This window comes from Puia sp. (assembly GCF_036500295.1).
Taxonomy (GTDB): Bacteria; Bacteroidota; Bacteroidia; order Chitinophagales; family Chitinophagaceae; genus Puia.
In genome coordinates this window covers 126,401-150,675 of record NZ_DASYCH010000005.1, presented here as the reverse complement: position 1 = coordinate 150,675, position 24,275 = coordinate 126,401, and the positions used below count along the sequence as shown (strand labels likewise).

Below are 24,275 nucleotides of genomic sequence, written 5' to 3'. Positions count from 1 at the left end.
CCATGCGCTGGCTCCTGATCATTTGTATTTTCATCTCCTGTAAAAAGGGTGGGAACGACAGTTCCCACCCTCTACCCGATACGACCACCACCACTCCGTCACCGCCGCCACCCGCCTTCGACATCAACTCCATCACGGACACCTACCCAGGCGTAGCACCCCTGGCCGACGAATCCCAATGGGGACCCTATAACGTACACGACCCCTCGATAAAAAAGATCAACGGCCAGTATTACTGCTTTAGCACCGACGTCGCCTATGGCGCCACGCCGCCCGCCGGTATCCAGGTCCGCAGATCGCCCGATCTCGTCCAGTGGCATTTCGCCGGCTGGGCCTTCGGCGGCATCCCCTCCATCGCCGCCCAGTACATCAGCTCCGGCGGCGGCACTCCCAACACCGGCCTCTGGGCGCCCTATATTCTCCCGTCAAACGGGGAACTCCGTCTTTATTACTGTCTCGCTTCCGCCACGGGAAAGCTGAGCGATATCGCCCTGGCGACCGCCTCGGCTCCCGAAGGTCCCTGGACACAGAAAGGGATCGTCGTCACCTCCTCCCCAAACCAACCCGGCACCAACGCCATCGATCCTACCGTCGTCGTCACGCCCTCCGGCGATCAATGGATGTACTACGGCTCCGCCTATGACGGCATCTATATCGTCCAGCTCAACCCCGCCACCGGCCTCACCCTCCATCCCGGCGACATCGGCAAACGCATCGCCAACCGCGGGTTCACAAACGGGCAGTACAACGGCAATATCGAAGGCGCCGAGGTCATCTATCATCCCGGCCTGAAAAAATACTTCCTCTTCATCGCCTACGATTGGCTGACGACAAAATACAATGTCCGCGTCGCCCGCGCCGACGCCCCCGACGGTCCCTTCTACGATTACAATGGAACAGACGCCAACACCAACATCGACCACAGCCCGATGATCATCGCACCCTATCGATTCAACGGCCATGGCGGCTGGCAGGGGACCGCCCACTGCACCGTTTTCGATGACGGTAATGGACATTTCTTTATCGCCCACCAGGGCCGCCCCGGCGTCGACTTCAACTATATGGACCTTCACGTCCGGAAGCTTTTCTGGACACCCGATGGCTGGCCCGTCGCCTCACCCGAACGCTACGCCGGCGAAGGCGACTCCACCGTCACCGCCGCCGCCCTCACCGGCGCCTGGGAACAGATGGATCTCAACTACCTCGTCGTCCCCGGCTACCAGGACCAGCAGGTGTCGCCCAACTTTCAAACCTCGGCTTCCCTCAGCATCGCCGCCGACGGAACCTTCAACAACAATCCGGCAAACACCTGGACCTATAATGCCCCCTGGCTCAGCCTCAGCTACGCCGGCGGCCGCACCGACAAACTCTTCGTCCAGCCCGGCCGCGACTGGGAGAATAAAAAAGCCACCCTTATCTTCACCGGATTAAACAACACAGGCACTGCAACATGGGGAAAAAAACAATAACCATCGCCATCCTCCTCGCCGTCGCCCTTCTTGCGCAACGGCCTGCAAACGCCCAATCCCTGCCCGCGGTCCAGCCCGCCGCGCCCCCTGTCCACGATCCCGTCATGATCCGCCAGGACAGCACCTACTATGTTTTCTGCACCGGCCAGGGCATCGCCGTCTGGTCCTCCACCGATCATCAACACTGGTCCCCGCAACCCCCGGTCTTCAACACCCCGCCCGCCTGGACCACCACCGCCGTCCGGGGCTTCACAGGACACTTCTGGGCGCCCGATATCAGCTATTTCAACGGCAAATACCACCTCTATTACGCCGTCTCCGCCTTCGGCAAGAACACCTCCTGCATCGGCCTCGCCACCAACAAAACCCTCGACTCCCATTCCCCCGCATTCAAATGGGAAGACGAGGGAAAGATCATCCAATCCATCCCCGGCCGCGATCGCTGGAACGCCATCGACCCCAACCTCATCGTCGACGGGACCGGCGCCCCCTGGCTCACATTCGGCTCTTTCTGGGACGGCATAAAACTCACAAAGCTGACCGCCGACGGAAAAGCCCTCGCCGACCCCCAGCAATGGTACACACTGGCCTCCCGCCATCGTACCGAGGCTATCCCCGATACCGCCGCCGGTGACGCCGCCATCGAAGCGCCTTTTATTTGTAAAAAAGACAATTATTACTATCTCTTCGTATCTTTCGATTATTGTTGCCGGGGAGAGAAAAGCACGTACAAGATCATGGTGGGACGGGCCGCAAAACTACAGGGTCCCTACCTGGACCGCGACGGAACGCCGATGACCCTTGGCGGTGGTTCGCTCGTGCTGGAAGGAGATAAGAATTGGAATGGGGTAGGGCACTGCGCCGTAGTGGAGTTTACCGACGGCGACTGGCTCGTCTTCCACGGATATGATGCCAATGATAAGGGGAGATCGAAACTACGTATGCAACGGCTCGCTTTTATCGGTGGCTGGCCGGTCGTCCTCAGGCAATGAGTAGAGGATACTCTGTAAAGCGGTGATCCGGTCATCCGCCCCCTGCCTCCGGAGATAGGAAAAGACATGACGGATCAGGATCTTATAGATGAATGCCGGCGGACGCATCTCGGTCAACACCTGTTCGCGCGTCTTCCAAAGCTCATCGAAGACATCCATCGTTATCGTCTCCAGTTCCTTCTGGTCGGCCAGCCCGGTCAGCCGGGTAATAGCCGAATAGATGGAAGGGTAATAGAAATCAATGAATTCGCTGAATAACAGCAATTGATCCGTCGACTTTTCACTCATGATTTACTTTTAATAAGGTACAATGGTCAACAATAGTCAACTCCGCCATCGGAAACGTAACCGGAAAAAGTATTTTTTTTATACCCTGCTTTTCCTGTCGTTCTTCCAGCACGCGACAGCCCAGAACCTTATCGTCCAAACCAATAAACCCGGCGCCCCCATCCAACCCACCATGTGGGGGATCTTCTTCGAGGATATCAATCTCGCCGCCGACGGCGGCCTCTATGCTGAATTGGTCAAAAACCGTTCCTTCGAGTTCACTAATCCCCTGATGGGCTGGACGGAGCGCAGTTCGGTCCCCGGTAACGGCACCGTCCTCGTCCTCAACCGGTCAGCCGAAAAGCCGGATAACCCCCGCTTTATCCGCGTTACCCACTACGCCGACGGCCCATATACCCTCTCCAACGAAGGCTTCCGCGGCATGGGCATCAAAGCCGGCGAAACCTACCACTTCTCGGTATGGGATCACGCCACCGCGCCCATAACCCTCCGGCTCCAACTCCAGTCACCCGATGGCCGGTCCATCGGCGCCGCAACACTCCCGCTCAACCCCACCGGCACCTGGAAAAAAGATACGGTATCCTTCACCGCTACCACCACCGACCTCCATGCCCACCTCTCCATCGGCTTCGAAGGCCAGGGCGCCGTCGACCTCGATATGATCTCTCTCTTCCCCGACCACACCTGGAAACAAAGACCCGGCGGCCTCCGCGCCGATCTCGTCCAGCTGCTCGCCGATATGCACCCCGGCTTTATCCGCTTCCCCGGCGGCTGCATCGTCGAAGGCCGCGACCTCGCCAACCGCTATCAATGGAAAAAAACCGTCGGCAAGGTCGAAGACCGACAGCTCATCATCAACCGCTGGAACACCGAATTCGCCCATCGCCCAACCCCCGACTACTTCCAGTCCTTCGGCCTCGGCTTCTTCGAATATTTCCAACTCGCCGAAGACATCGGCGCCCAACCCCTCCCCATCCTTAACTGCGGCATGGCCTGCCAGTTCAACACCTCGGAGGTGGTACCCATACCCGATATCGATCCCTATATCCAGGACGCCCTCGATCTCATCGAGTTCGCCAACGGCGACGCCACCACCAAATGGGGCGGCCTCCGGGCAGCCATGGGCCACCCCGAACCCTTCCACCTGAAAATGATGGGCGTAGGCAACGAACAATGGGGACCACAATATGTCCAACGCTATAGAGTCTTCTCGAAAGCCATAAAAGCGAAATACCCCGGCATCCTCCTCGTCAACAGTACCGGTCCCGATCCCAACGGCGAAAAATTCGATTTTCTAAACGATACCCTGCGAAAGCTGCACGCCGATATCCTCGACGAACACTATTACAGAAAACCCGACTGGTTCCTGCAAAACGCCAACCGCTACGATCGGTATGATCGCAACGGCCCGGCCATCTTCGCCGGCGAATACGCCGCGCAAAGCGATAAAGTGGTGTCGGTAAATAATCGCAACAATTGGGAATGCGCCCTCGCGGAAGCCGCGTTCATGACCGGACTCGAACGCAACGCCGACGTCGTCCGCATGGCCTCCTACGCCCCCCTCTTCGCCCACGTCGACGGCTGGCAGTGGGCCCCCGATCTCATCTGGTTCGACAATCTCCGGTCCTATGGCACCCCGGACTACTATGTGCAAAAGTTGTTCGCAACAAACAAAGGCACCGCCATCCTCCCCCTTACCCTCAACGGCAGCCCCCTCACCGGCCAGGAAGGACTCTATGGCTCCGCCACCATCGACAGCGCCACCCACGAGGTCATCATCAAGCTGGTCAACGCCGCCGCAAAACCCCAAACACCCACCATCCGCCTCGAAGACCTCCGCAGGACGACGACCCCGGCAACCGTCTGGACCCTCACTGCCGCCAGCCCCGACGCCGTCAACAGCCTCGACAACCCCATGGCCGTTAGCCCAAACCATACCACCCTGCCCATCCATGGCAAAAACCTGACCCCAACGCTCGCCCCCTATACTTTTTCGGTGATCAGGATCAAGAACTAGGTGAGTCACTCATGAGACTAGGTAAAATGGTACGGTAATTGTGGCTAGTCGCCTTAAGTTTGGTATCTGACCTCTGGCATCTTACTTTCCTGTGACGAACCTGGTACGATTCATCTGTTCATCTGCGCATCTGTCAATGTATTTCCTTGGGTAATGTACGGTAGACCCTCCGCTACGTTACCCTATTTTTTTGCCTCAAACATCGTCCACGGCATCGCCTTCATATCCCGCAGATACCTCGACAGCCATCCATACTCCGGATGCGCCGCAAAATAAGGCGCCGCCAGGAAATCCTCCCCGCTGGGATTACCCATATGCGCCCAGAACTTCAGCTCCCCCGCCAGCGCCGCCGTCGTCACCTTCCCCTGTACCGTACCCCCGGGATAAAAAGGCCCCCATCCCCATTCGGGACATCCCAGCGGATCGGTATCCACCCGCCCCGCGATCACACACCGGCTCGCCTCTTTCGCCTTCGTCAATTCATTATAACTGTCCCCTTCAATCGTCTTCCCCACCTCCGCATTCAACTTCCCCTTGTGATCCGCGGATAGCTGCTCCCAACGCCGCCGCCGGCTGTTGGGCGAGTTGGTGCTGTCCCCCGGTTGAAAGGTCGTCTCCTCCCTGATCAGCTTCTCATCCGCCGGCCAATTACTGCCCGTATACATCCCGTCCTTCGTCCGCCAAACCGGATGATTCTTCAACCCCAGCTCCAGCCGCGCAATCTCATTGGCCTTGATATCCCCGACAAGCCAGTCATTCGCATACCCCCCGTTATCCCCGGCAGTCATGATCTGGATGAAGTCGTCGATACTATTGGAATACTGCGCCGCCTTCCTTGCCCGCACAAACTCCGGGACCCCCTTTTCGTCAAATCCCTTAAACTGCGTGATCGTCGTCTCCGTGATCACCATCCCCCCGCCCGTGACCACAAAATCATCCCCGCTGTGGATAAACCCCGGCATCATATCCATCATCAGCCGGTTCCCCGTCTGCGGAATGATATCGGCGATGACATTCCATCGCTCGCCAAAAACATAATCCGTCCAGTTGTTATGCCCGATGACGATCTGCCCGTCGGCCGTATAGCTTCCCGTGGCGATAAACGCGCTGCAGTTGCCCGGCGCCTTGTTATTGGCCGCGGCCGAACCCGGATGCGCCTTCTCGGCCAGCGAAGGGACATAGTATTGCGATAGCTCGATATTCCCGTTCAACACCACGATATCATACACATCATATGGCTTCCCCTTTGCCTTCAGCCCCTCACTGATCCCCGTGATCTCCTCCTGGTACTCGGGGTCGATCTTCCCCCAGAAGTTCTTTTTCGCAAAGTCTTTGTAAAAAGCCCAGTCCTTGCCCGACTCATGCGGCAACACAAGCTTCATCGCCTTGATCAGATTGTCGATCTCGGCCGCAAGCAAAAAGCCGTTCTGGAACCCGATATTCCTCGGACTCCCCTCCAGATGGACATAGATCCATCCATTGCGGTCCTCCCGGCTGGAATTGCCCAGACGGGGATTTTTTTGTTGGGAAAAGACGGCGGTCGTCAGCAGCAACGCCACCAGCAGTGCGGGTAATTTTCTCATATTCGGAAGTTACTCAAAAAACCTCACCCAAGTTCACAAAAAAACCACCCGATCCATGAGTCCCCCACCCATAATCCACACAGAGGTTGGTGCGCGAGAACTTGTTCAGGCTGATCCGGAAGCCAAGTCCATACCCGGGCTGGATATAGGTAAACCTGCCCGTGGCCATCTCCGAGAAAGACTGGGCATTGGCGAAAACGACCCCACCCAGCAACCCGTTGCTGCTGATGCCAAACCGGTACTCCGACTCCAGGTAAAGCATGTTCTTACTGCGGTAACGTCCCTGGATATACCCCCGCGCCGTATTGCTGTAGGCATCCCACCCCGTGCTGGGCAGAAGGAGATAAGGGGGATTGCCATTGCCCACCGTAAACCAGTCATAACTCCACACCGCCAACACATTATGACGCGTCCCGCCGGGAAGCGGAATAAACTTCCGGATATCCAGTAATAAGGATTGCCAGTTATTGTCACTGCCCAGAAAGCTGAAATTGGGCCGGAAGTTGACGTTCACGTAGGTCCCCTGTACGGGGCTTATCGGATTGCGGCGATCGTCATAAAGCACATGCAGCGAAACACCCACCGCCTGCTCCGTATTGCTAAGTCCATACCGCTCGAGGTCCGTCGGCTTCGCCATCGGCGGGTCCACCTCCCGGATATTCCAGAAATAGTCCAGGTCGAAGCCAAGCCCGAGATAAAGGTCCCGCGTCACCTGCCGCAAAATAGCCTGATGCAGCCGCAGATAGCCATAGTCGATATTATACCCGCTGTCCGCATTCGTATTCCCCCCAAGCCCATAGGTCAGCGACGGATATTTGAGATACCGCCAGTCCGTCTGGATATTATACTTGTTCCCCTTCGTCCAGATATTGGCCTGGATCGGGAAGATGATTTGCTTGTACTGGGAATAGGTGATGCTCGTAAGCACACTCGACAGATTGGCCTGGCTATGCTCGCTGGTATAAAAGGCGAAATTGCTGCTCAGCACCCCCGCAAAACCCGTCTGTAAGGTATACCCGGCCACCGGAAGCGCTGAAATATGCAGTCTCCCCACCTTTTGTGCTACCGTATCGGTCCGGGTGGCCCGGTGCCCCTTCAGGAACGACCGGCCCACGTCGACAAGATCTATCTTATTGGAAGACAAAGAATCCTGCGCCTTTAGACGCAGAAACGGGAGGACTAGAAAAAAGAGACACAAATATTTTTTTGCTGGCTTCAACAACGGCTTTTAAATCGATGCTACCGGTCTTATGACCGGCATTCCTCCACACGGTTTAACCCAAGGATACAGCTTTTAGTATTACCGCTGTTTTAAATCGACAAATTCATTCAATTTATGCAGCTCCAGGATCGTCGTCCGCCCATCCTCGCTCTCCCGGTACATTGGGATAAACTTCCCGTCAAACCGGATCTCATGATACGTATACGAGGTTCGCTGCTGGACAACATTGGAATACACATCGTCAAATCCCCGGATAAGTACATAGATCTCGACATCCGAAGCCTCCATGTCTTCCTGGGTAAACCCCTGCAGGGGGCTCTGCTCATCGATGGGATGAACCACCGTCCAGTTCATCGGCAGGCTCTCCACCTTGGTGCGCTCGAGGTTCAGATCGTAATACACATACTCGGCATTGCCGTCGGTCTGCATCGTCTTCAACCCGATATTCACCCGGATCTGCACATCCGTCATCGTATGGTTGTCCTTATAAGGCGCAAACCGGAACATCAGGGCCGTTTTCCCTTTATAAGGGCTGACCAGCGCAAGATCACTGAAGACCAGGTGGCTCTTCGGCCGCGCAAATCGCCCGAAGATAAGACCCGTGGCCAACGCAAAGGACAGCCACCCGCTCATCGCCTCGATGGCGGCAACGATGTTGGCCCCGTCACCCACGGGGTTCACCCGCCCGTAACCCACCGTCGTAAACGTCTCGGCGCTAAAGAAGAAAGCCTCCTTGAACCTGCCCCAGAACGTGGCGGCGATGACCCCCTGCAACTCAGTCAAACCCACCGCCATGTACACCAGGGAATAAACCAGGTTGATCCCAAAATAGAACACCACGATCAGGGAGATGAATTTCCACAGGGGCATCGTCAGCATACTGTGATAGATGCTGAACCGGTTGAGAAAAGAAACCCCCTCCTTTCGGAGGTTAAAAGTCCCGTCCCGGTTGATAAACCGGCCCCCATAACTGGCGGCATTGGTGCCAAAACCCGTGTCATTGTTCGGTTTGAGCAACGGGTCTATCTTTCGGCTAAAGGTCCTTGGTGATTTTTGCTGGGTTTCTGCCATAATAATAGATTCCGCAAATCTACACCCTCCCGGTCAAATGGCCAGCGCCTCAAAAAGCACTTCCACCGGATGCTGTGCGATCCGCCCCGTCCCATCCTTTATCTGATGACGACAGCTGGTCCCCGGTGCCGCAAGGATAGTCCCTTCTCCCTGCTTCCTCACCGCAGGCAAAAGCACCAGTTCCCCGATCTGCTGGGAGATGCCATAATGCTCCGCCTCATACCCAAAGGACCCCGCCATCCCGCAACACCCCGAGGGAACGACACTCACCGTGTAATTCTCCGGCAACGACAGGACCTTCACACTCCCCGCCACCGACGCAAGGGCCTTCTGCTGGCAATGCCCGTGAAGCAACACCTGCCGCTTCTCCCGCGTAAACTGATCGGCCCGGATATGCCCGCGCTCGATCTCCCGCGCCAAAAAATCATCGATCAAAAAGCTGTTTGTCGCCAGCCGCCGCGCATCGGCCAACAGCTCCTCCGCCACCAGGTCGGGGTACTCGTCCCGGAAAGTAAGAATAGCCGAAGGCTCGACACCTACCAGCGGAGCCTCCTCGGAGACCACCGGCGCCAGCATCCGTACATTCCGGTCGACGATCTTCTTTGCCTCCCGCACCAATCCCTTCGACAACCAGGTCCGCCCGCTCTCCACATGCTCGGGGATCACCACGGTATACCCCAGCCGCTCCAGCAACTTCACCGCCTTCATCCCGATGGTCACATCGTTATAGTTCGTAAACTCATCGCAAAATAAATACACCTTCCGGCCCGGGGCCTCTCCCTGCCGGACCAGTGCGCCCCCCTGCCGGTCTCTCCGGCTCCACCACTTCTTCAATGTGGTCTTATACAGCTTCGGCATGCTCCGCTCCGGCGCAAAACCCACCAGCTTCTTCACCCAGCGCTGCCGCACAAAAAAGTTATACGCGGCGGGAAAGATCATCCCCAGCTTCGCACTTCTCGAAAAGGACGCGATCATCCGGCTCCGCACCGGAACCCCGTTGGCATCATAATAATGTTGCAGGAATTCCGCCTTCAGCTTCGCCACATCCACATTCGAGGGACACTCCGACTTACAACCCTTGCAGCTCAGACAAAGGTCCATCACATCGTAGATCTCTTTGTTGTCATACCGGTTGGGCTTATCGCTCCGCGTCAGGAATTCCCGCAGGATATTGGCCCTCGCCCTCGTCGTATCCTTCTCATTGCGCGTCGCCATAAAGGACGGACACATCGTCCCCCCCGACAGATGCGTCTTCCGGCAATCCCCGCTTCCATTGCATTGCTCCGCATGCTGCAGGATATCCTGCTGATGAAACCGGAACAGGGTGGGGAAGGAGGGCGTCTGCTGCCCCGGCTCATAGCGCAGCTGCTCATTCATCGGCGGCGTATCCACGATCTTCCCCGGATTGAAAAGATTCGCCGGGTCCCAGGTTCGCTTTATTTCCTTGAATAATTTATAGTTCTTATCACCGACCATCTGCGGGATGAATTCCCCCCGCAGCCGGCCATCTCCATGCTCCCCGCTCAACGAACCCTGGTACTTTTTCACCAGCGTGGCAATCTCCTCCGCAATGGCGCGAAACAACCGGTTCCCCTCCGCCGTCTTCAGGTTGATGATCGGGCGTAAATGGATCTCCCCGCTTCCCGCATGCGCGTAGTGAACGGAATACAACCCATATTTTTTCAGTATCTCATTAAAATCCCGGATATACGCCGGCAGGTCCTGCACATCCACCGCCGTATCCTCGATCACCGGCACCGCCTTTTCATCCCCCGGCAGATTGCTGAGCAAACCAAGCCCCGCCTTTCTCAGCGACCAGATCCTGCCCGTATCCGCCCCAAACAACAAAGGGAAATGATACCCAAGCCCCGCCGCCCGCATCTCGGCCTCCACCTTTCCCGCAAGGACGGTTATCTCCTCCCGCGTGGCCTTCTTCCACTCCACCACCAATATCGCCCCCGGATCACCCTGCACAAAAAAGCGGTTCTTACTTTGCTCGATATTATCCTTCGTACATTCCAGAATATAATGGTCGATCAGCTCGCTGGCCGTCGGCGCATACTTCAAGGCGATAAGATTAGCCCTCAACGATTCGTCGATCGTATTGAAGTGTACGCAAAGCAATCCCGTCTCCTTCGGCGGCAACGGCGAGAGATTCAATTTTATCTCCGTCAGAAAAGCCAGCGTCCCCTCGGAACCCGCCAGCAACGTACAGAAATTGAAATCCGGTTCGCCCGCGGTAAACGGCGCCGTCTCCAGTAACAGATCCAGCGCATAACCCGTATTCCGCCTCTCGATACTCTTCTTCGGGAAATGCGCCCGGATCCCCTCCTGGTTATCATAGTTGCTGAGCAGCCGCCGCATCTCCCGGTATACCGAGCCTTCGAGCCCCGTGCCCTCGCATCGGGCATGAAATTCATCCAGCCCAATCGGGCCAAACATCGCTTCGCTCCCGTCACTCAACAAGGCCTTCACCTCCAGCAAATGCTCCCGCGTACTCCGGTAAACAACCGAATTGCTCCCGCAGGAATTGTTCCCCACCATCCCGCCGATCATCGCCCGGTTGGCGGTCGACGTCTCCGGACCGAATAACAATCCATGCTGCTTCAGGAATAGATTCAGGTCGTCCCGGATAACGCCCGGCTGTACCCGCACCCATCGCTCTTCAACGTTCAGCTCCAGGATGCCCGTAAAATATTTGGAAACATCGACGATGATGCCCTTGCCCACCACCTGCCCCGCAAGGGAGGTCCCCGCCGTACGCGGGATCAGCGAGGTCTTCTCAGCCCTGGCAAAGGCGATCAGCTTCCGGATATCCTCGATATTCTTCGGAACCGCCACGGCCAGCGGCATCTCCCGGTAAGCCGACGCATCCGTAGCATATAAGGTCCGCATGGTATGGTCATAATAAAACTCCCCATCCAGCAAACGACCCAATGCCTGCAATTTTTCATCCATGCCCGCAAAAATACGCTGTTTCACCTATTTTTGCCGCATGTCCCGCATCATAACCATCGCCTGCTGCCTGTTGGTCCTCACCGCCAACGCCCAAAAAGACAAAAACCTGCAACCCAAACCCGCGCTGATGCGGCTCATCGACGGCAATCTCCGCCAGGCCGTCAACCAATACAAGGTGCTCATGGGCAAAGTGCCCACCGGCCGGCTCCCAAAAACCTGGTACGCCAACGCCGACCGCCTCGAAACAAGCAACGCGGACTGGTGGACAAGCGGATTCTATCCCGGCACCCTCTTCCAGCTTTATGAGTTCTCCCACGATACCTCCTTACTCGCCGAAGCCCAACGCCGCCTCACCCTTCTCGAAAAAGAGCAATACAACAAAGGCACCCACGACCTCGGCTTCATGATGTACTGCAGCTATGGCAACGGCCTCCGCCTCCTCGACAGCCCCCGCTATAAAGACATCCTCCTCACCAGCGCCCGCTCCCTTAGCACCCGCTTCCACCCCGCCGTCGGCTGCATCAAATCCTGGGACAGCAAACCCTGGCACTATCCCGTGATCATCGACAATATGATGAATCTGGAACTCCTCTTCTGGGCCACCCACGTAAGCGGCGACAGTTCCTTTTACAAGATCGCCGTCACGCACGCCAACACCACGATGCGCAACCACTACCGCCCCGACTATAGCTCCTTCCACGTCGTCGACTACGATTCCGTCACCGGGGCGATCATCGCCAAAAAAACCGCCCAGGGCTTCGCCGACTCCTCCGCCTGGGCCCGCGGCCAGTCCTGGGGCCTCTATGGTTATACCATGGTCTACCGCTCCACCCACGATCAAAAATATCTCGATCAGGCCCGCCATATTGCCCACTTCCTCCTCACCAACCCCAACCTGCCCGCAGACAAGATCCCTTACTGGGACTTCAACGCACCAAATATCCCCTATGCATTGCGCGATGCGAGCGCTGCCGCCGTCATGGCCTCCGCCCTCATCGAACTCAGCCACTATGTCCAGCGCGACGAAGCCCGCGGATACCTGGACGTCGCCGAGAAGATTATCGTCAACCTCTCCTCCAACAACTACAAAGCAGTCGTCGGCTCCAACGGTGGTTTCCTCCTCCGTCACAGCGTCGGCCACTTCCCCGCTCACAGCGAGGTCGATGTCCCGCTCACCTACGCAGACTATTATTTTGTGGAAGCCATGCTCCGCTATCGCGAACTGGGCCAAAAAGGCAAATGACCGGCCGATCTTAATTTTCCCTCAGCACGCGCGCCGGATTCACCCGGACATTCTGCAACGTAAACCGCAGCACGATCAACCCAACCACCCCGCCCATCGCAACAACCGCGATCACCAGGTCAATCGGCCTCGGTGAGATATGATACGCAAACTGCCGCAGCCAGCTATCCGCAAACCACCACGCCAGCGGCGCAGCCGCCAAAAAAGCGATCAGCAACAGCCAGACGAATTGCCGCACAAAAAGCGTATAGATATGCCCAAATCGCGCGCCGATGACCCGCCGTACCGCAATGGTCGTCCTGGCCATCCGCAGCAGAAAGGATACATACGCCACCAACCCGATACAACTGATACCGATCATCAGCACCGTTAACACCAGCAACAAACTCAAAAGATTGTAATCATCCCGGTATTGCTGCCGCAACTGTTCGTCAAGAAAGGAATAGCTGAAAGGCAGCTCGGGAAATGCTTTCTTCCAATGCTCCTCCAACCCCTTGAGCACCGCCGCCGTTTTCGACCTGCCCACGCGCAAAAGAAGACATTCCGGTTCACCCACCTGCTGAAAAAGCACCATCGGCTGGATCGCGCTGTGCAGACTGCCGTAGTGGAAATCCGGGATCACCCCGATGACCCGGGCCTTCCGGTTCTCATTGTAAAACACCTCGCCCAGCGGATCCTTCCAGCCGGCCATCCGCACAAACGAGGCGGTAACAAGCGCATTCCCGCTGGCTGCGCTGTCCCCGACATCGGGGAATCCACTCCCCTGGATAACCGGGATTTGCAATGCGGCAAGATAATGGGCATCCACATCGATATGATAGATCGTTTTCTTTACCTGCAACCCCCGCTCCCGGTAATGGAATACATCGACATCCACCCCCTTCCCCGGCAATCCCGACTCGGCACAGGAGGCCGTCGTCACCACATTCGCATCGCCGGCCAGCGTACTCCTCAGGTACCGGTCGCCCGAAGCCGCTTCCTCGTTCTGCGGCAGATTGACGACTAATATATTGTCGGGGTTATAACCAAGCGGCGTGCTCCTGAGATAATGCACCTGCCGGTAAACCGAAAGGGCGGCGATAGACATCCCGATAGTGATAAAGAACTGAAAGCCCAGCATCATCCGCGGAAGGATCCGCAACCCGCCGACCCGGCTGGTCCTGGCCCGTAATGGTTCGGCCAGCCGCACCCGGCCCAGAAATACCCCCGTATACAGGGAACCGCCAAGCGCCAGCAGCCCCAACGCACCCGCCGCCGCAATCATCACCTTCCGGTTGAAGACATCGGACAGCACCATACTGCGGTTCACCATCACCGAAAAATAAGGCAACAGCAACCAGAGCAACACAAACGAAAGACCCATTGCCACCAACCCGGTAAACAGGGTTTCAAGGACTTGCTGCCCGATCAGCCGCGCCCGGCTCGCTCCGTAGATCTTTTTGATCGTCACGTCCATCACCCGCGAAAAAGATTTCACGATGCTGAGGTTGATGCTGTTGATGCAGGCGATCAACAGGATCAGCACCCCGGTGACAAGAAAGATGGTAACATAAATGGGATTGCCCTTGGGCGTGTCCCGCTCGCGCGGCGCACTGTAGTGAAGGGTGGACAGCGGCTGCAGAACAAACCCAAACCGGGTGTTCCCATCCGGGTCCAGTTGTGGGTTGATCTGATTCTTCGTCAGCGTATCCAGCTTATGCTGAAAAGCCCCCATTGCGCCCGGACTGCGGAATAAAATAAAACAATACGCCCAGTCGCCCCGGTCTTCAGGCTTCAGCGTTTTCACCGAGACCAGCCCATCAAAGGAAAGATCGGAATTCCCGGGCAACTCCGCTAACACACCCGTCACCTTCAACGGCTTCCCGTTCTCCGTCAGGGTCTGACCCAGGGCAGGCCCCGATCCGAAGAGCCGGCGTTTGAGCGCCGCCGTCAGCACGATACTGTTGGGCGTCGCAAGCGCGGTGCGCACATCCCCCTCGGTCAGGGGATAGGTAAACACCGAAAGGACGCTCTCATCCGCATAATAAAGCGTCTTCACCGGGATCACCGGCTCCTCCGCCTTCCGCCGCAGTCCCGTCCGGCCGGAATAGGCCTGGAAGCGAACCATTCGCTCGATCTCCGGAAAGGCCCGCGGCAGCTGATCGCAAAGAAGCCCCAGCGATAGTCCCACATGGGTCTCGACCCCGCCGGAAGAGATATCCGTCGCCATCCGGCAGATCCGGTCCCGCTTGCCAGGATAGTGATCATAGCTGCGCTCATAAAAAACAAAAGATAAAGCAAGAAGAAAACAGCAGAAGCCGAGGGTTAGCCCAAGCAGGTTCAAAAGAAAAGAACCCTTGTAGCGAAGGATGGAGCGTATCATAGTAAAGCTTAATGCAATTTTCCGCCTCAGAGTTGCCTGCCCATAAGATCGTACGCGCGCAACTCGATCTCATCACCCCCCTCGACCTCATAATCCCGCCGGCTCAACGCCCAGATCATCAGATCCGACGGCGTCGCATCCCCATCCGTGCTATTAGTTCGTAACGTCATCTCATGCCGGAAGCCAAGTCGCTGCGGGATCCGCCGGCTAAAGACATTGTCGGGATCACACCGGATCTCCAACCTCGAAAGCCCCTCGATCCTGAACCCAATCTTGATCAGCGCCCGCACAGCCTCGGTGGCATAGCCGTTATGGATGTGCTTTACATTGATCCAGTAACCGATCTCCCGCGCATCCTTGCCGATCCGGTTATGTAACCCCGTTCCTCCGATCTGCTCCGTTTCCGTCTTGTCGAAGATCCCATACACCGCATCCTGCCCCAGATCGAATTGCCCCCGGAACATCCGGATAAAACCGACCATCCATTCCAATTCCTTCGGCTCCTGCCGGGCCCAGGGGATCCAGGGCCGCAGATGGTCCAGACTCCCGGTGATGGCCGCATGCATCATATATGCATCACCCGGCTGATAACAACGGATCACCAATCGCTCCGTCTCTATTCGATAGGTCTTTGCCAGCTCCATTCCATTTACTTTTTTTCAGCGGCCCCGCTCAACGCGCTCAATATTTTCTTTACCATCCCGTCCATCGACGAGTTCTCGATCCACCGGACCACCGCCACGAGATGATGCTCGGGATCGACATAGATAAAATTCGTCCCGTTGCCGATATGCACAAACGCCGAAGCCGGCGCATCCGGCAACATTTTCTTATCCGTATTGAGAAACCAATTCATATAACCATACCCGGGATTGGCCGTGGTCGGCGTAAGCGCCTGCTTCACCCACTGGTCGGAAAGCAGCTGCCTGCCATTCCAATTCCCCCGGTGCAAGGTCAGCCAGCCAAACCGCGCCATATCATACGCGTTGATGAACATCCCGCCGCCCCAGTGACCGCCGCCGCTCACCGCCTGCACCGCCTGACCATCCAGCACGATCCACGAATTACGATACCCATACCAGCGCCAGGTAGTCGAAGCGCCGATAGGGTCCATGATATACGTCTTCAGCACCTGCGGCAGCGGCGCCCGCCAGACACAGGTGGCGGCCAGCGCCAGCACATTAACCCGGACATCATTGTATTTCCAAACGCTGCCTGGCGCGTTGCGCGCTCTCGTCGTCCATTCATCCGGCTTGCCCACCGGCCGGTCCGCCCAGTCGGGCTTACCCCATAACACCCCCTCCCAGTCGCTCGTCTGACGCAGCATCACATCCCAGGTAAGCTTTCGGTCATGCTCGCTCGCGAAGGGATAGAGAAGGTCCGGCTTCAACGCCTCGCCCGGCATCCGCAGAGGCGCCAGGGGATCATATACCTCTACCGGCGGCACATAATCCGCCACCGTATCCAGCACGCTGCGGATCAACCCCTGATCCACCGCCACGCCGATCACCGACGACAAAAAGCTCTTCGTCACGCTATGGGTCATATCCACCCGCTTCGGTTCACCCCACTCGGCAACGACATATCCTTTATAAACAATGATCCCCGTCGGCTCGCCACGCGTTTTCATCGGCCCGACGATCTCGTCATAAGGCTCGGCCTTGCCAAAGCTCTCGGCCTGCCCAAGCGCCTGGTCCCGCGGAGCCTTCGCCTCATGCTCCCTGGCAAACGCAATAGCCGCGGTCAGCGCCCCGGAATCCAGTCCCAGCGCCGACGGTGAACGATGCGCCCATTCCCCCCGCGGCGGGAAATAGTCGGTAACAGTCTTTGATTGTGAAAAAACGGGTAAAACCCAAAACAGCAGTAATAGAAAATGAAGGACTCTTCTCATAGCCCTCTCAAGATACTACAATTTTTTTCCCAACGCCGCCAGATCCAGCCGCTTGTCATAGGTCTTCATCGTCTTCGCAAGCCGCACGAGGATAGCCCGGGCCCTGCCCCAGTCATCGGATTTGAACACCGGCGCATTCAGATCCATGACCCCATCAAAGAACAAAGTGGAGACGTAGACCTGCCGGCTCACCAGCTTGTAATTTTCAGGCATGTCGAAATACCAAACAAGAAAGAGCCTGCCTTGAAGCGTCATCCATTCCGTTTGCAGATGGCTATAACGCTGCTTCAGCTTCTTCCGGTAATAGTCCAGCTCGAATTGCATATACTTCTGCAACACCTCCTTCTCCCGCGCGGGAGTCATCTGCCGGAGATCGATACCCCTGTCGACAGGAATGACCGTGGCCTGCACGATCTGCTTGTCCACGGTGATAAACCCGGGCACATCCGAAGGTTTGGCCGAATGCACGGCCGTTTCCAGCGTAAAAGAATGATCCTTTCCGGCATAGGCGATCAGGTCACGGTGTTTACCCGTCAGGAGCCGGGCATGCTCGGCCTCGGCAGGGGCATTTTGCTGGGCAACTACGGAAAAACAGCAGGCAAGGGCAAGAACCGGCGCCAGTCCGGCCCGAAGGGTGGGGGCTAGTCTCAATTTTTTTGCCTATTTAACGATTTAGCAGGGAAAAATCGTATAGTTTTACCGGCCTCATATGAAGTTAATAACTCACGCTCTTTGGATGGCGGCAATAGCCGCAGTGTCGATCTCCACCGCAACGGCTCAACGCAGACATCGTACCGTCCCCCCCGCCCAAACAGATACCTCCAAACCGAAACCACCCGCCTACCCCGGCTTCCCCACCCCGCGGCAAGGCCCGAAACCCTATAAAGAGGTCATCACCGCCAAAGCCGTCACCCATTCCGGTCTCTTCACCGTACACAAAGTCGACGAAAAATGGTATTTCGAGATCGCCGACTCCCTGCTGGGCCGGGAGTTCATGGCCATCACCCGCTTTAGCAAGACCGCTGCCGGCGGCGGCATCTATGGCGGCGAACTCGCCAACCAGCAAACCCTCGAATGGGAAAAAGGACCGGCGCATACCTTGTTTCTTCGCGTCGTCACCCTCGTAAGCATGGCCGACTCGACAAACAAGATCTATAAGGCCGTGAAAAACTCCAGCGTGGATCCCATCGCCGCAGCCTTCGAGATCAGAGCCTATGGCAAGGACTCCACCTCGGTCGTCATCGACGTGACCGATTACTTCAAAGGCGATAACCTCATCGTCAGCATCCCCCAGGCCATCAAAAGCAGGATGCGCCTCGGCGGCCTGGCCTCGGACCGAAGCTATATCGAGCATATCAATACCTATCCCATCAACACCGAAGTGCGAAGCGTCAAGACCTTCTCCTCCAGCGGCGGAATGGCCTCCCCCTTCGGCATCTCCTTCTCTTCCCCCACCGACGCCGCGGGCGCCGTCACGCTCGAACTGAATACTTCCCTGATCCTCCTGCCGGCGAACCCCATGGCCAAACGGCTTTTCGACCCGCGGGTAGGCTTCTTCGCAGATGACTATGTCGTCTACAGCGACGAACAACAAAAAATAGACAACCAGCAGTTCATCGTTCGCTGGCGGCTCGAACCCCGCCCCGAAGACCGGGAACGCTGGCTGCACGGCGAAAAGGTCCGCCCGGCAAAACCCATTATCTATTATATCGATCCCGCCACCCCACGCAAATGGGTACCCTATCTGATCCAGGGGGTCAACGACTGGCAGCAGGCCTTCGGGAACGCGGGTTTTAAAGACGCCATCGAAGCCCGCGAATGGCCCGAGTCCGATACCACCATGAGCCTCGAGGATGCCCGCTATTCCGTATTGCGCTATTTCGCCTCGGATATAGAGAACGCCTATGGACCCAACGTCCACGACCCACGTAGCGGCGAGATCATCGAAAGCCATATCGGCTGGTATCACAATATCATGGAGGTCCTGCACGACTGGTATATGATCCAGGCAGGCGCCGTCGACCCCCGCGCCCGCAAAATGCATCTCGACGACAGCCTCATGGGGCAACTGATCCGCTTCGTCTCCTCCCACGAAGTCGGCCATACGCTCGGCCTCCGGCATAATATGGGCAGCAGCAGCACCGTACCCGTCGATCGCCTGCGCGACAAAGCCTGGCTCGACGCCCACGGCCATACCCCCTCCATCATGGACTATGCCCGGTTCAATTATGTCGCCCAGCCCGGAGACAATATCCCCGAAGCCGATCTCTTCCCCCGCATCGGGGAATACGACCGCTGGGCCATCCGCTGGGGCTACGCCTACGCGGGCGGGAAAGATCCGAAAGAGGAAGCAAAGATCCTTAACAAATGGATCATCGATAGCCTCCGCGCCAACCCCCGCCTCTGGTTCGGCGGCGAAGGCTTCAACCAGGACCCCCGCGCACAGACCGAAGATCTCGGCGACAACAGCGTAAAAGCAAGCGAATACGGTATCCTCAACCTCCGGCGCATCCTTCCCGGCCTGCCGGTATGGACAAAGGAAGAAGGAGATAAATATGAGAACCTGACGGATATGTACCGGCAGGTGGTAACCCAGTACAACCGCTATTTGGGCCATGTTCTGAAGAATGTAGGCGGAGTCTATGAGAACCTCCACAGCGTCGAGCAACCCGGCGATGTCTATACTCCCGCTCCCCGTCAAATCCAGCACGAGGCCGTCGGTTTCCTAAACAAACAGCTCTTCACGACTCCATATTGGCTGATGTCGGACAGCATCCTGAACAAGATCAGCAGTCCCAACAGCGGCGACCCCATCTCCCCGATCCAGAGCGGCGTACTCTCCAGCCTCCTTTCGACAAACAGGCTCAACAGCCTCCTGCTGTCGGCAAACCGCTACGGCCAGAAAAAAGTATACACCGTGGTAGATCTGCTGGCGGACGTCCGCAAAGGAGTGTGGGGCGAACTGGATACCCACAAGCCCACCGACGCCTGGCGCCGGGCGCTGCAAAAAACCTATGTGGAATCACTGATCTCCATAGTCAACCCTTCCACCGGCTCTTCCGCCGGCTTCGGCGGACTGGTCATCTTCTTCGGCCCGAATACAAAGAATACCGACCTGCCCTCCATCGCAAGGGAAGAACTGACCGTACTGCGCGAAAAGATCGTCGCCGCAATACCCCTGACCACCGACAGGCTGACAAAATATCACCTCCAGGACCTGGCGCAACGCATCAAAAAGGCCCTCGATCCAAAAGGCTGATACCCCAATACTTATGATTGGTGATCACCCGCATTGCCGACCCTGGCAGATGTTTTGCAAAACTCATGTAAAATGTCTTATGCAACTTCACACACACCAGGATGCACCGGCCGACATCGGTGATGCCCAGCGCATCCTCTCCGCCGTTGGCGGCTCATTGCTTGTCTATTATGTGACAAGAAAACATAAAGCCGACTCCTTGCTGCTTTTCGGCGGCGCATACCTGCTGTATCGCGCCGTCTCGGGTCATTGTCCCATCAGCGCCGCATGGAAAGCCACAAGCCGCCATGCCCATCCTTCCAATGTCAACGTGCGGACCCACGTCGTCGTCAACAAGCCGCGCGAACAAGTGTATGCCTTCTGGCGCAGTCTCGAGAACTGGCCCCTCTTCATGCGCCATCTCGGCAACGTGGACGAACTCGACAGGACCACCTCAGCCTGGACCATGAAAATGCCCGGCATCGGCGATATCCGCTGGGAAGCCAATATCGTCCGCGAAGAAAAAGACAGCGAACTGTCCCTCGCGTCCGTTCCCGGCGCACCCATCGACGTCACCGCAAAGATCAATTTCGCATCCACCCCCGGCAACGCCACCCGCATCGATGTCATGCTCTCGTATCGCGCCCCCGCGGGCGTCATCGGCCAACGGCTTTCCCGCCTGCTCACCCCCGGCTTCCGCGAGAAGATCGAATCGGATATCTACCATTTTAAACACTTTATAGAAAACGCCGGTAAGTCCGGTGTCTGATCCATGCGCTACCAGGTCCTCGCATCGGATTATGACGGCACCCTCGCCGCACACGGCCGCGTCGATCCCGCCGTGGAAGAAAAACTGCGCCGGCTAAAAGCCACCGGCCGCCGCCTCGTCCTGGTCACCGGCCGCGAGATGAAAGACCTCGTGCTCGTCTTCCCCGAATACCGGCTCTTCGATCATATCGTCGCGGAGAACGGCGGACTCATCGTCAATTGCGCCACCGGCGAAGAAACCCCACTCGGCCCGCCGCCCGATGAAAGGTTTGTCGATCAGCTCCGCCAACGAGGCGTCCATCCCCTCTCCGTCGGAAAGGTCATCGTCGCCACCTGGGAACCCCACGAACAGGAGGTCCTCGAGGCGATAAAGGCCACCGGCAGCGAACTCCAGGTCATCTTTAATAAAGGCGCCGTCATGATCCTGCCCTCCGGCATAAACAAAGCCACCGGGTTGCAGGCGCTCCTGCGATCGATCCACCTCTCGCCCCACAACACCGTGGCCATCGGCGATGCAGAGAACGATCTTTCCCTCCTCCAAACCGCGGAATGCGCCGTCGCCGTCACCAACGCCCTGCCTTCGGTAAAAGAGATGGCGGATTGGGTGACGGCAAAACCCCAGGGCGGCGGAGTTGAAGAACTGATCCACCGCCTAATCGACAACGATCTTTGCGATCTCGACGGGAAACTGACCCGCCATTATCTGCAACTGGGCGAGACCGATAACGGACCGTATAGCATCAGCCCCTATCAGCGCGGTATCCTGGTCTCCGGCGTCACGGGCGGCGGCAAATCCACCTTCACCACCGCCATTCTCGAAACCCTGATCCGTCATGACTATCAGTTCTGCCTCATCGATCCCGAAGGCGATTACCTCCAGATGCCCGGGGTCACCGTCATCGGCAACGAGACCGCCGTGCCGCCGCCCGAAGAGATCCACCAGCTGCTCCGGGACCCCGGCCAGTCCCTGGTCGTCTGCGCCCTTTCCGTCCCGCTCGCCGACCGCCCCGCCTTTTTCTGCCGGCTGCTGGAAGCCCTCACCAGCCTCCGGGTGGAATATGGCCGCCCGCACTGGCTGATCCTCGATGAAGCCCATCACCTCCTGCCGCCGGAATCGGTCATGCTGGCCGATCGCATGCCGGCGGATTTCAACAATTTTATCATCATCAGCACCTCTCCTCACGCGGTACATCCCGCCGTCCTGCAAAAGATCGGCACGATCATCACGATCGGCGGAAATCCCGGCTACCCCTTTCAGCAGGTCGGCGAGATCCTCCACCGGCCCATACCCGAACAGATCCCACCGCTCGAAGATGGGGAGATCTGCGTCTGGTATCCCGATAACGCACAGCCGCCGTTCAAAGCCCGTTACCAGCTGCCGCACCAACTGATGCAGCGGCATAAAAAGAAATATGCCGCCGGCGATATGGGCGACAACAGCTTCGTCTTCACCGGCCGCCATGGACACCTGCACCTCGTGGCAAACAACCTGATGCTCTTCGCCCACATCGCCGAAGGCATCGACGAAGACACCTGGTCATGGCATCTCCATCGCCACGACTACACCAATTGGTTCAGAGACACCATCCACGACGACCAACTGGCGCAGGTGGCCGAAGCGGCAACGAACATAAAAGACTCCGCTGACAGCCGCCGGCAGATTCTTACCTTTATAAACAGTAAATACACCGGGTGATGCTTTCCAAAACAAAGCAAAAGGAATATCTGCGCAAAAAAAACGGGGAATGGCAGTTGCACCTGCATGCCTTCGCCGGGTCCCGGGACCCCGAAGCCCTGCACCAGCTGCGCGTGAGCCTGAAGAAGCTGAAAGCGGTGGCCCGGTTCTCAAAGGCCTGCGCCGGCACAAAAGCGCTGAAAGATTTCGATCAGTTAAACAAAATGTTCCGGCAGGCCGGTCTTATCCGCGACGCCGGCAAGACCCAACAGCAACAACTGGAAGCCGCCGAAACCGAGAAATTCCTCCGGAAGATAGAACAGTACCGCCGCAACGGCAAACGCGCCGGACGACGGGTCATCGCCGACGTCCGATCCGTCACCTCAGACTCCATCCGCGACTGGTACGCCATCCAGCTCATCACCACCGGTATCCTCCTCACAGGCTCCAGCGACGAGCTGCACAAGGCCCGCAAACAAATCAAATCTCTCCTATACGTGGAAAAACTCCTGCCGCCGCCCATCAGGGAAAGCCTGAGCCTGGATAGAAAATATCTCGACGATCTCCAGGAAGCGATCGGGCAGTGGCACGACGCCGCCATGATGGTGGCCGCCTGGGCCGGTAAAGACCACAAAGACAGCGAAGCGATGACCCACGACTGCCGGGAAAAAGAAACCGCCGTCCGCCACCTCGCCGCCGACTTCTATCTCCACGCCCACTGCTGACCCCGCCGCGCCCACTGCTGAACGCTCCGCGCCCGACGGCCTCCTGCGGACGCCCGCATCGCCCCTCAGCGCCCCGCCAGCTGCCTCAACCGCTCCCCCAGCGCAATTCTAATCTCCTTCCCCGCGGTAACGATAACCCCCAAGGCTATCAGTTCATTGAAGAATTTAAACACCGTCTCATACGTCGTCCCCGCATACGCCGCGATATCCTGCCGCGTAAACGGCATCGCGATCACCCCCTCCGCACCCCGGCCGAAGATCTCCTCGATATCCAGCAACGCATTGGCGACCCGGCCCTTCACATCCATATGCGTCAGGTCCCTCATCCTTTTCTCCGCTTTCTGCAGTTCCGCGGCATAGAAATGCATCAGCGTATAACTCAACGAGGGATTAGCCTTCAAACTCGCCTCCAGGAATTCGTTCGGGATAAAACACGCCATCGTGTCCTCGAGCGCCGTAGCCGAGATAGGGTAGAGGGCACTGCCGTCCGGCCCCATGCCCCACAAACCCCGGTGACCCACGATCTCCCCACCCCGGGCAAACCGGAAGATCATCTCCCGCCCATCTGCCCACGGCGCATGGATCTTGACAGCCCCACTGTAAAGGAAAAAGATCCCCTCCACTCTCTCCCCCTCCCGAAACAGGGTCTTTCCCTTTTTTATCGCCAAAGTCCGCTTTTTCACGGCGATCAATTCCTTCCATTCCGGAAGACAATTCCGGCATAAAAAACAGCGGTTTAGATCACAGGCTAATCCATTCATAATATTGTTTAT

General features: G+C 57.5%; 18 protein-coding genes. 8 read left to right on the top strand and 10 right to left on the bottom strand.

Going from position 1 to position 24,275, the window contains the following annotated elements:
* The first annotated feature begins 2 nt into the window (after positions 1-2).
* Together VGM48_RS03170 and VGM48_RS03165 are read left to right on the top strand one after the other, a co-directional pair.
* Entirely contained in the window at positions 3-1,469 is a 1,467-nt protein-coding gene (locus tag VGM48_RS03170; protein ID WP_331576264.1) for an arabinan endo-1,5-alpha-L-arabinosidase, read from the top strand.
* A complete protein-coding gene (locus tag VGM48_RS03165) occupies positions 1,451-2,461 on the top strand; it encodes an arabinan endo-1,5-alpha-L-arabinosidase (RefSeq protein ID WP_331576263.1) in 1,011 nt (336 codons plus the stop codon). The genes VGM48_RS03170 and VGM48_RS03165 overlap by 19 nt, the downstream gene beginning before the upstream one ends.
* Here VGM48_RS03165 and VGM48_RS03160 read toward each other — a convergent pair.
* Positions 2,405-2,749, bottom strand: coding sequence for a hypothetical protein (locus VGM48_RS03160; protein ID WP_331576262.1), 345 nt, complete (start codon positions 2,747-2,749; stop codon positions 2,405-2,407). The genes VGM48_RS03165 and VGM48_RS03160 overlap by 57 nt on opposite strands.
* Positions 2,750-2,771: 22 nt before the next feature.
* Here VGM48_RS03160 and VGM48_RS03155 point away from each other — a divergent pair, with 22 nt between their 5' ends.
* Complete coding sequence (locus tag VGM48_RS03155) at positions 2,772-4,766, top strand: alpha-L-arabinofuranosidase C-terminal domain-containing protein (RefSeq protein ID WP_331576261.1); 1,995 nt, start codon at positions 2,772-2,774, stop codon at positions 4,764-4,766.
* Between the two features lie 182 nt (positions 4,767-4,948).
* Here the strand turns inward: VGM48_RS03155 and VGM48_RS03150 are convergent, their stop codons facing one another.
* The 4 genes from VGM48_RS03150 to VGM48_RS03135 all read right to left on the bottom strand — a co-directional run bounded on the left by VGM48_RS03150 (position 4,949) and on the right by VGM48_RS03135 (position 11,600).
* Positions 4,949-6,349: a C45 family peptidase gene (locus VGM48_RS03150; protein ID WP_331576260.1), complete on the bottom strand. Its 1,401-nt coding sequence runs from the start codon at positions 6,347-6,349 to the stop codon at positions 4,949-4,951.
* Between the two features lie 13 nt (positions 6,350-6,362).
* Positions 6,363-7,493 (bottom strand): hypothetical protein, encoded by a 1,131-nt coding sequence (locus VGM48_RS03145; protein ID WP_331576259.1) that lies wholly within the window; start codon positions 7,491-7,493, stop codon positions 6,363-6,365.
* A 156-nt stretch (positions 7,494-7,649) separates the two neighbouring features.
* Positions 7,650-8,642, bottom strand: a complete 993-nt coding sequence (locus VGM48_RS03140) for an ion channel (protein WP_331576258.1) — start codon at positions 8,640-8,642, stop codon at positions 7,650-7,652.
* Positions 8,643-8,675: 33 nt separating this feature from the next.
* Positions 8,676-11,600: an FAD-binding and (Fe-S)-binding domain-containing protein gene (locus VGM48_RS03135; RefSeq protein WP_331576257.1), complete on the bottom strand. Its 2,925-nt coding sequence runs from the start codon at positions 11,598-11,600 to the stop codon at positions 8,676-8,678.
* A 37-nt stretch (positions 11,601-11,637) separates the two neighbouring features.
* On the opposite strand from VGM48_RS03135, the gene VGM48_RS03130 reads away from it, so the two are divergent.
* Positions 11,638-12,843 (top strand): glucuronyl hydrolase, encoded by a 1,206-nt coding sequence (locus VGM48_RS03130; protein ID WP_331576256.1) that lies wholly within the window; start codon positions 11,638-11,640, stop codon positions 12,841-12,843.
* 10 nt (positions 12,844-12,853) lie between these two features.
* On the opposite strand, the gene VGM48_RS03125 is transcribed toward VGM48_RS03130, so the two are convergent.
* The 4 genes from VGM48_RS03125 to VGM48_RS03110 are packed head-to-tail and all read right to left on the bottom strand — an operon-like array spanning position 12,854 to position 17,747.
* Positions 12,854-15,205, bottom strand: a complete 2,352-nt coding sequence (locus VGM48_RS03125; RefSeq protein ID WP_331576255.1) for an ABC transporter permease — start codon at positions 15,203-15,205, stop codon at positions 12,854-12,856.
* Positions 15,206-15,231: 26 nt separating this feature from the next.
* Complete coding sequence (locus tag VGM48_RS03120; RefSeq protein WP_331576254.1) at positions 15,232-15,849, bottom strand: GNAT family protein; 618 nt, start codon at positions 15,847-15,849, stop codon at positions 15,232-15,234.
* Positions 15,850-15,854: 5 nt separating this feature from the next.
* Positions 15,855-17,096 (bottom strand): serine hydrolase domain-containing protein, encoded by a 1,242-nt coding sequence (locus tag VGM48_RS03115; protein ID WP_331576253.1) that lies wholly within the window; start codon positions 17,094-17,096, stop codon positions 15,855-15,857.
* 15 nt (positions 17,097-17,111) lie between these two features.
* The gene (locus VGM48_RS03110) at positions 17,112-17,747 is read right to left on the bottom strand and encodes a hypothetical protein (protein ID WP_331576252.1); all 636 of its coding nucleotides are present in this window, start codon (positions 17,745-17,747) and stop codon (positions 17,112-17,114) included.
* A gap of 58 nt (positions 17,748-17,805) precedes the next feature.
* Between VGM48_RS03110 and VGM48_RS03105 the strand changes: the two genes are divergently transcribed.
* The 4 genes from VGM48_RS03105 to VGM48_RS03090 all read left to right on the top strand — a co-directional run bounded on the left by VGM48_RS03105 (position 17,806) and on the right by VGM48_RS03090 (position 23,502).
* Complete coding sequence (locus tag VGM48_RS03105) at positions 17,806-20,355, top strand: zinc-dependent metalloprotease (protein ID WP_331576251.1); 2,550 nt, start codon at positions 17,806-17,808, stop codon at positions 20,353-20,355.
* Positions 20,356-20,434: 79 nt separating this feature from the next.
* Entirely contained in the window at positions 20,435-21,103 is a 669-nt protein-coding gene (locus tag VGM48_RS03100) for an SRPBCC family protein (protein WP_331576250.1), read from the top strand.
* A gap of 3 nt (positions 21,104-21,106) precedes the next feature.
* The gene (locus tag VGM48_RS03095) at positions 21,107-22,798 is read left to right on the top strand and encodes an HAD-IIB family hydrolase (RefSeq protein WP_331576249.1); all 1,692 of its coding nucleotides are present in this window, start codon (positions 21,107-21,109) and stop codon (positions 22,796-22,798) included.
* Positions 22,798-23,502, top strand: a complete 705-nt coding sequence (locus VGM48_RS03090; protein WP_331576248.1) for a CHAD domain-containing protein — start codon at positions 22,798-22,800, stop codon at positions 23,500-23,502. Before VGM48_RS03095 ends, VGM48_RS03090 begins: the two co-directional genes overlap by 1 nt.
* A gap of 65 nt (positions 23,503-23,567) precedes the next feature.
* On the opposite strand, the gene VGM48_RS03085 is transcribed toward VGM48_RS03090, so the two are convergent.
* Positions 23,568-24,170, bottom strand: coding sequence for a Crp/Fnr family transcriptional regulator (locus VGM48_RS03085; protein ID WP_331576247.1), 603 nt, complete (start codon positions 24,168-24,170; stop codon positions 23,568-23,570).
* Positions 24,171-24,275: the final 105 nt, after the last annotated feature.

Excerpts from the sequence above, each read along its gene's own strand:
- VGM48_RS03170 (WP_331576264.1), top strand. The coding sequence starts at position 3 with ATGCGCTGGCTCCTGATCATTTGTATTTTCATCTCCTGTAAAAAGGGT.
- VGM48_RS03165 (WP_331576263.1), top strand. The coding sequence starts at position 1,451 with ATGGGGAAAAAAACAATAACCATCGCCATCCTCCTCGCCGTCGCCCTT.
- VGM48_RS03160 (WP_331576262.1), bottom strand. The coding sequence starts at position 2,749 with ATGAGTGAAAAGTCGACGGATCAATTGCTGTTATTCAGCGAATTCATT.
- VGM48_RS03155 (WP_331576261.1), top strand. The coding sequence starts at position 2,772 with ATGGTCAACAATAGTCAACTCCGCCATCGGAAACGTAACCGGAAAAAG.
- VGM48_RS03150 (WP_331576260.1), bottom strand. The coding sequence starts at position 6,349 with ATGAGAAAATTACCCGCACTGCTGGTGGCGTTGCTGCTGACGACCGCC.
- VGM48_RS03140 (WP_331576258.1), bottom strand. The coding sequence starts at position 8,642 with ATGGCAGAAACCCAGCAAAAATCACCAAGGACCTTTAGCCGAAAGATA.
- VGM48_RS03135 (WP_331576257.1), bottom strand. The coding sequence starts at position 11,600 with ATGGATGAAAAATTGCAGGCATTGGGTCGTTTGCTGGATGGGGAGTTT.
- VGM48_RS03130 (WP_331576256.1), top strand. The coding sequence starts at position 11,638 with ATGTCCCGCATCATAACCATCGCCTGCTGCCTGTTGGTCCTCACCGCC.
- VGM48_RS03125 (WP_331576255.1), bottom strand. The coding sequence starts at position 15,205 with ATGATACGCTCCATCCTTCGCTACAAGGGTTCTTTTCTTTTGAACCTG.
- VGM48_RS03120 (WP_331576254.1), bottom strand. The coding sequence starts at position 15,849 with ATGGAGCTGGCAAAGACCTATCGAATAGAGACGGAGCGATTGGTGATC.
- VGM48_RS03115 (WP_331576253.1), bottom strand. The coding sequence starts at position 17,096 with ATGAGAAGAGTCCTTCATTTTCTATTACTGCTGTTTTGGGTTTTACCC.
- VGM48_RS03105 (WP_331576251.1), top strand. The coding sequence starts at position 17,806 with ATGAAGTTAATAACTCACGCTCTTTGGATGGCGGCAATAGCCGCAGTG.
- VGM48_RS03100 (WP_331576250.1), top strand. The coding sequence starts at position 20,435 with ATGCAACTTCACACACACCAGGATGCACCGGCCGACATCGGTGATGCC.
- VGM48_RS03095 (WP_331576249.1), top strand. The coding sequence starts at position 21,107 with ATGCGCTACCAGGTCCTCGCATCGGATTATGACGGCACCCTCGCCGCA.
- VGM48_RS03090 (WP_331576248.1), top strand. The coding sequence starts at position 22,798 with ATGCTTTCCAAAACAAAGCAAAAGGAATATCTGCGCAAAAAAAACGGG.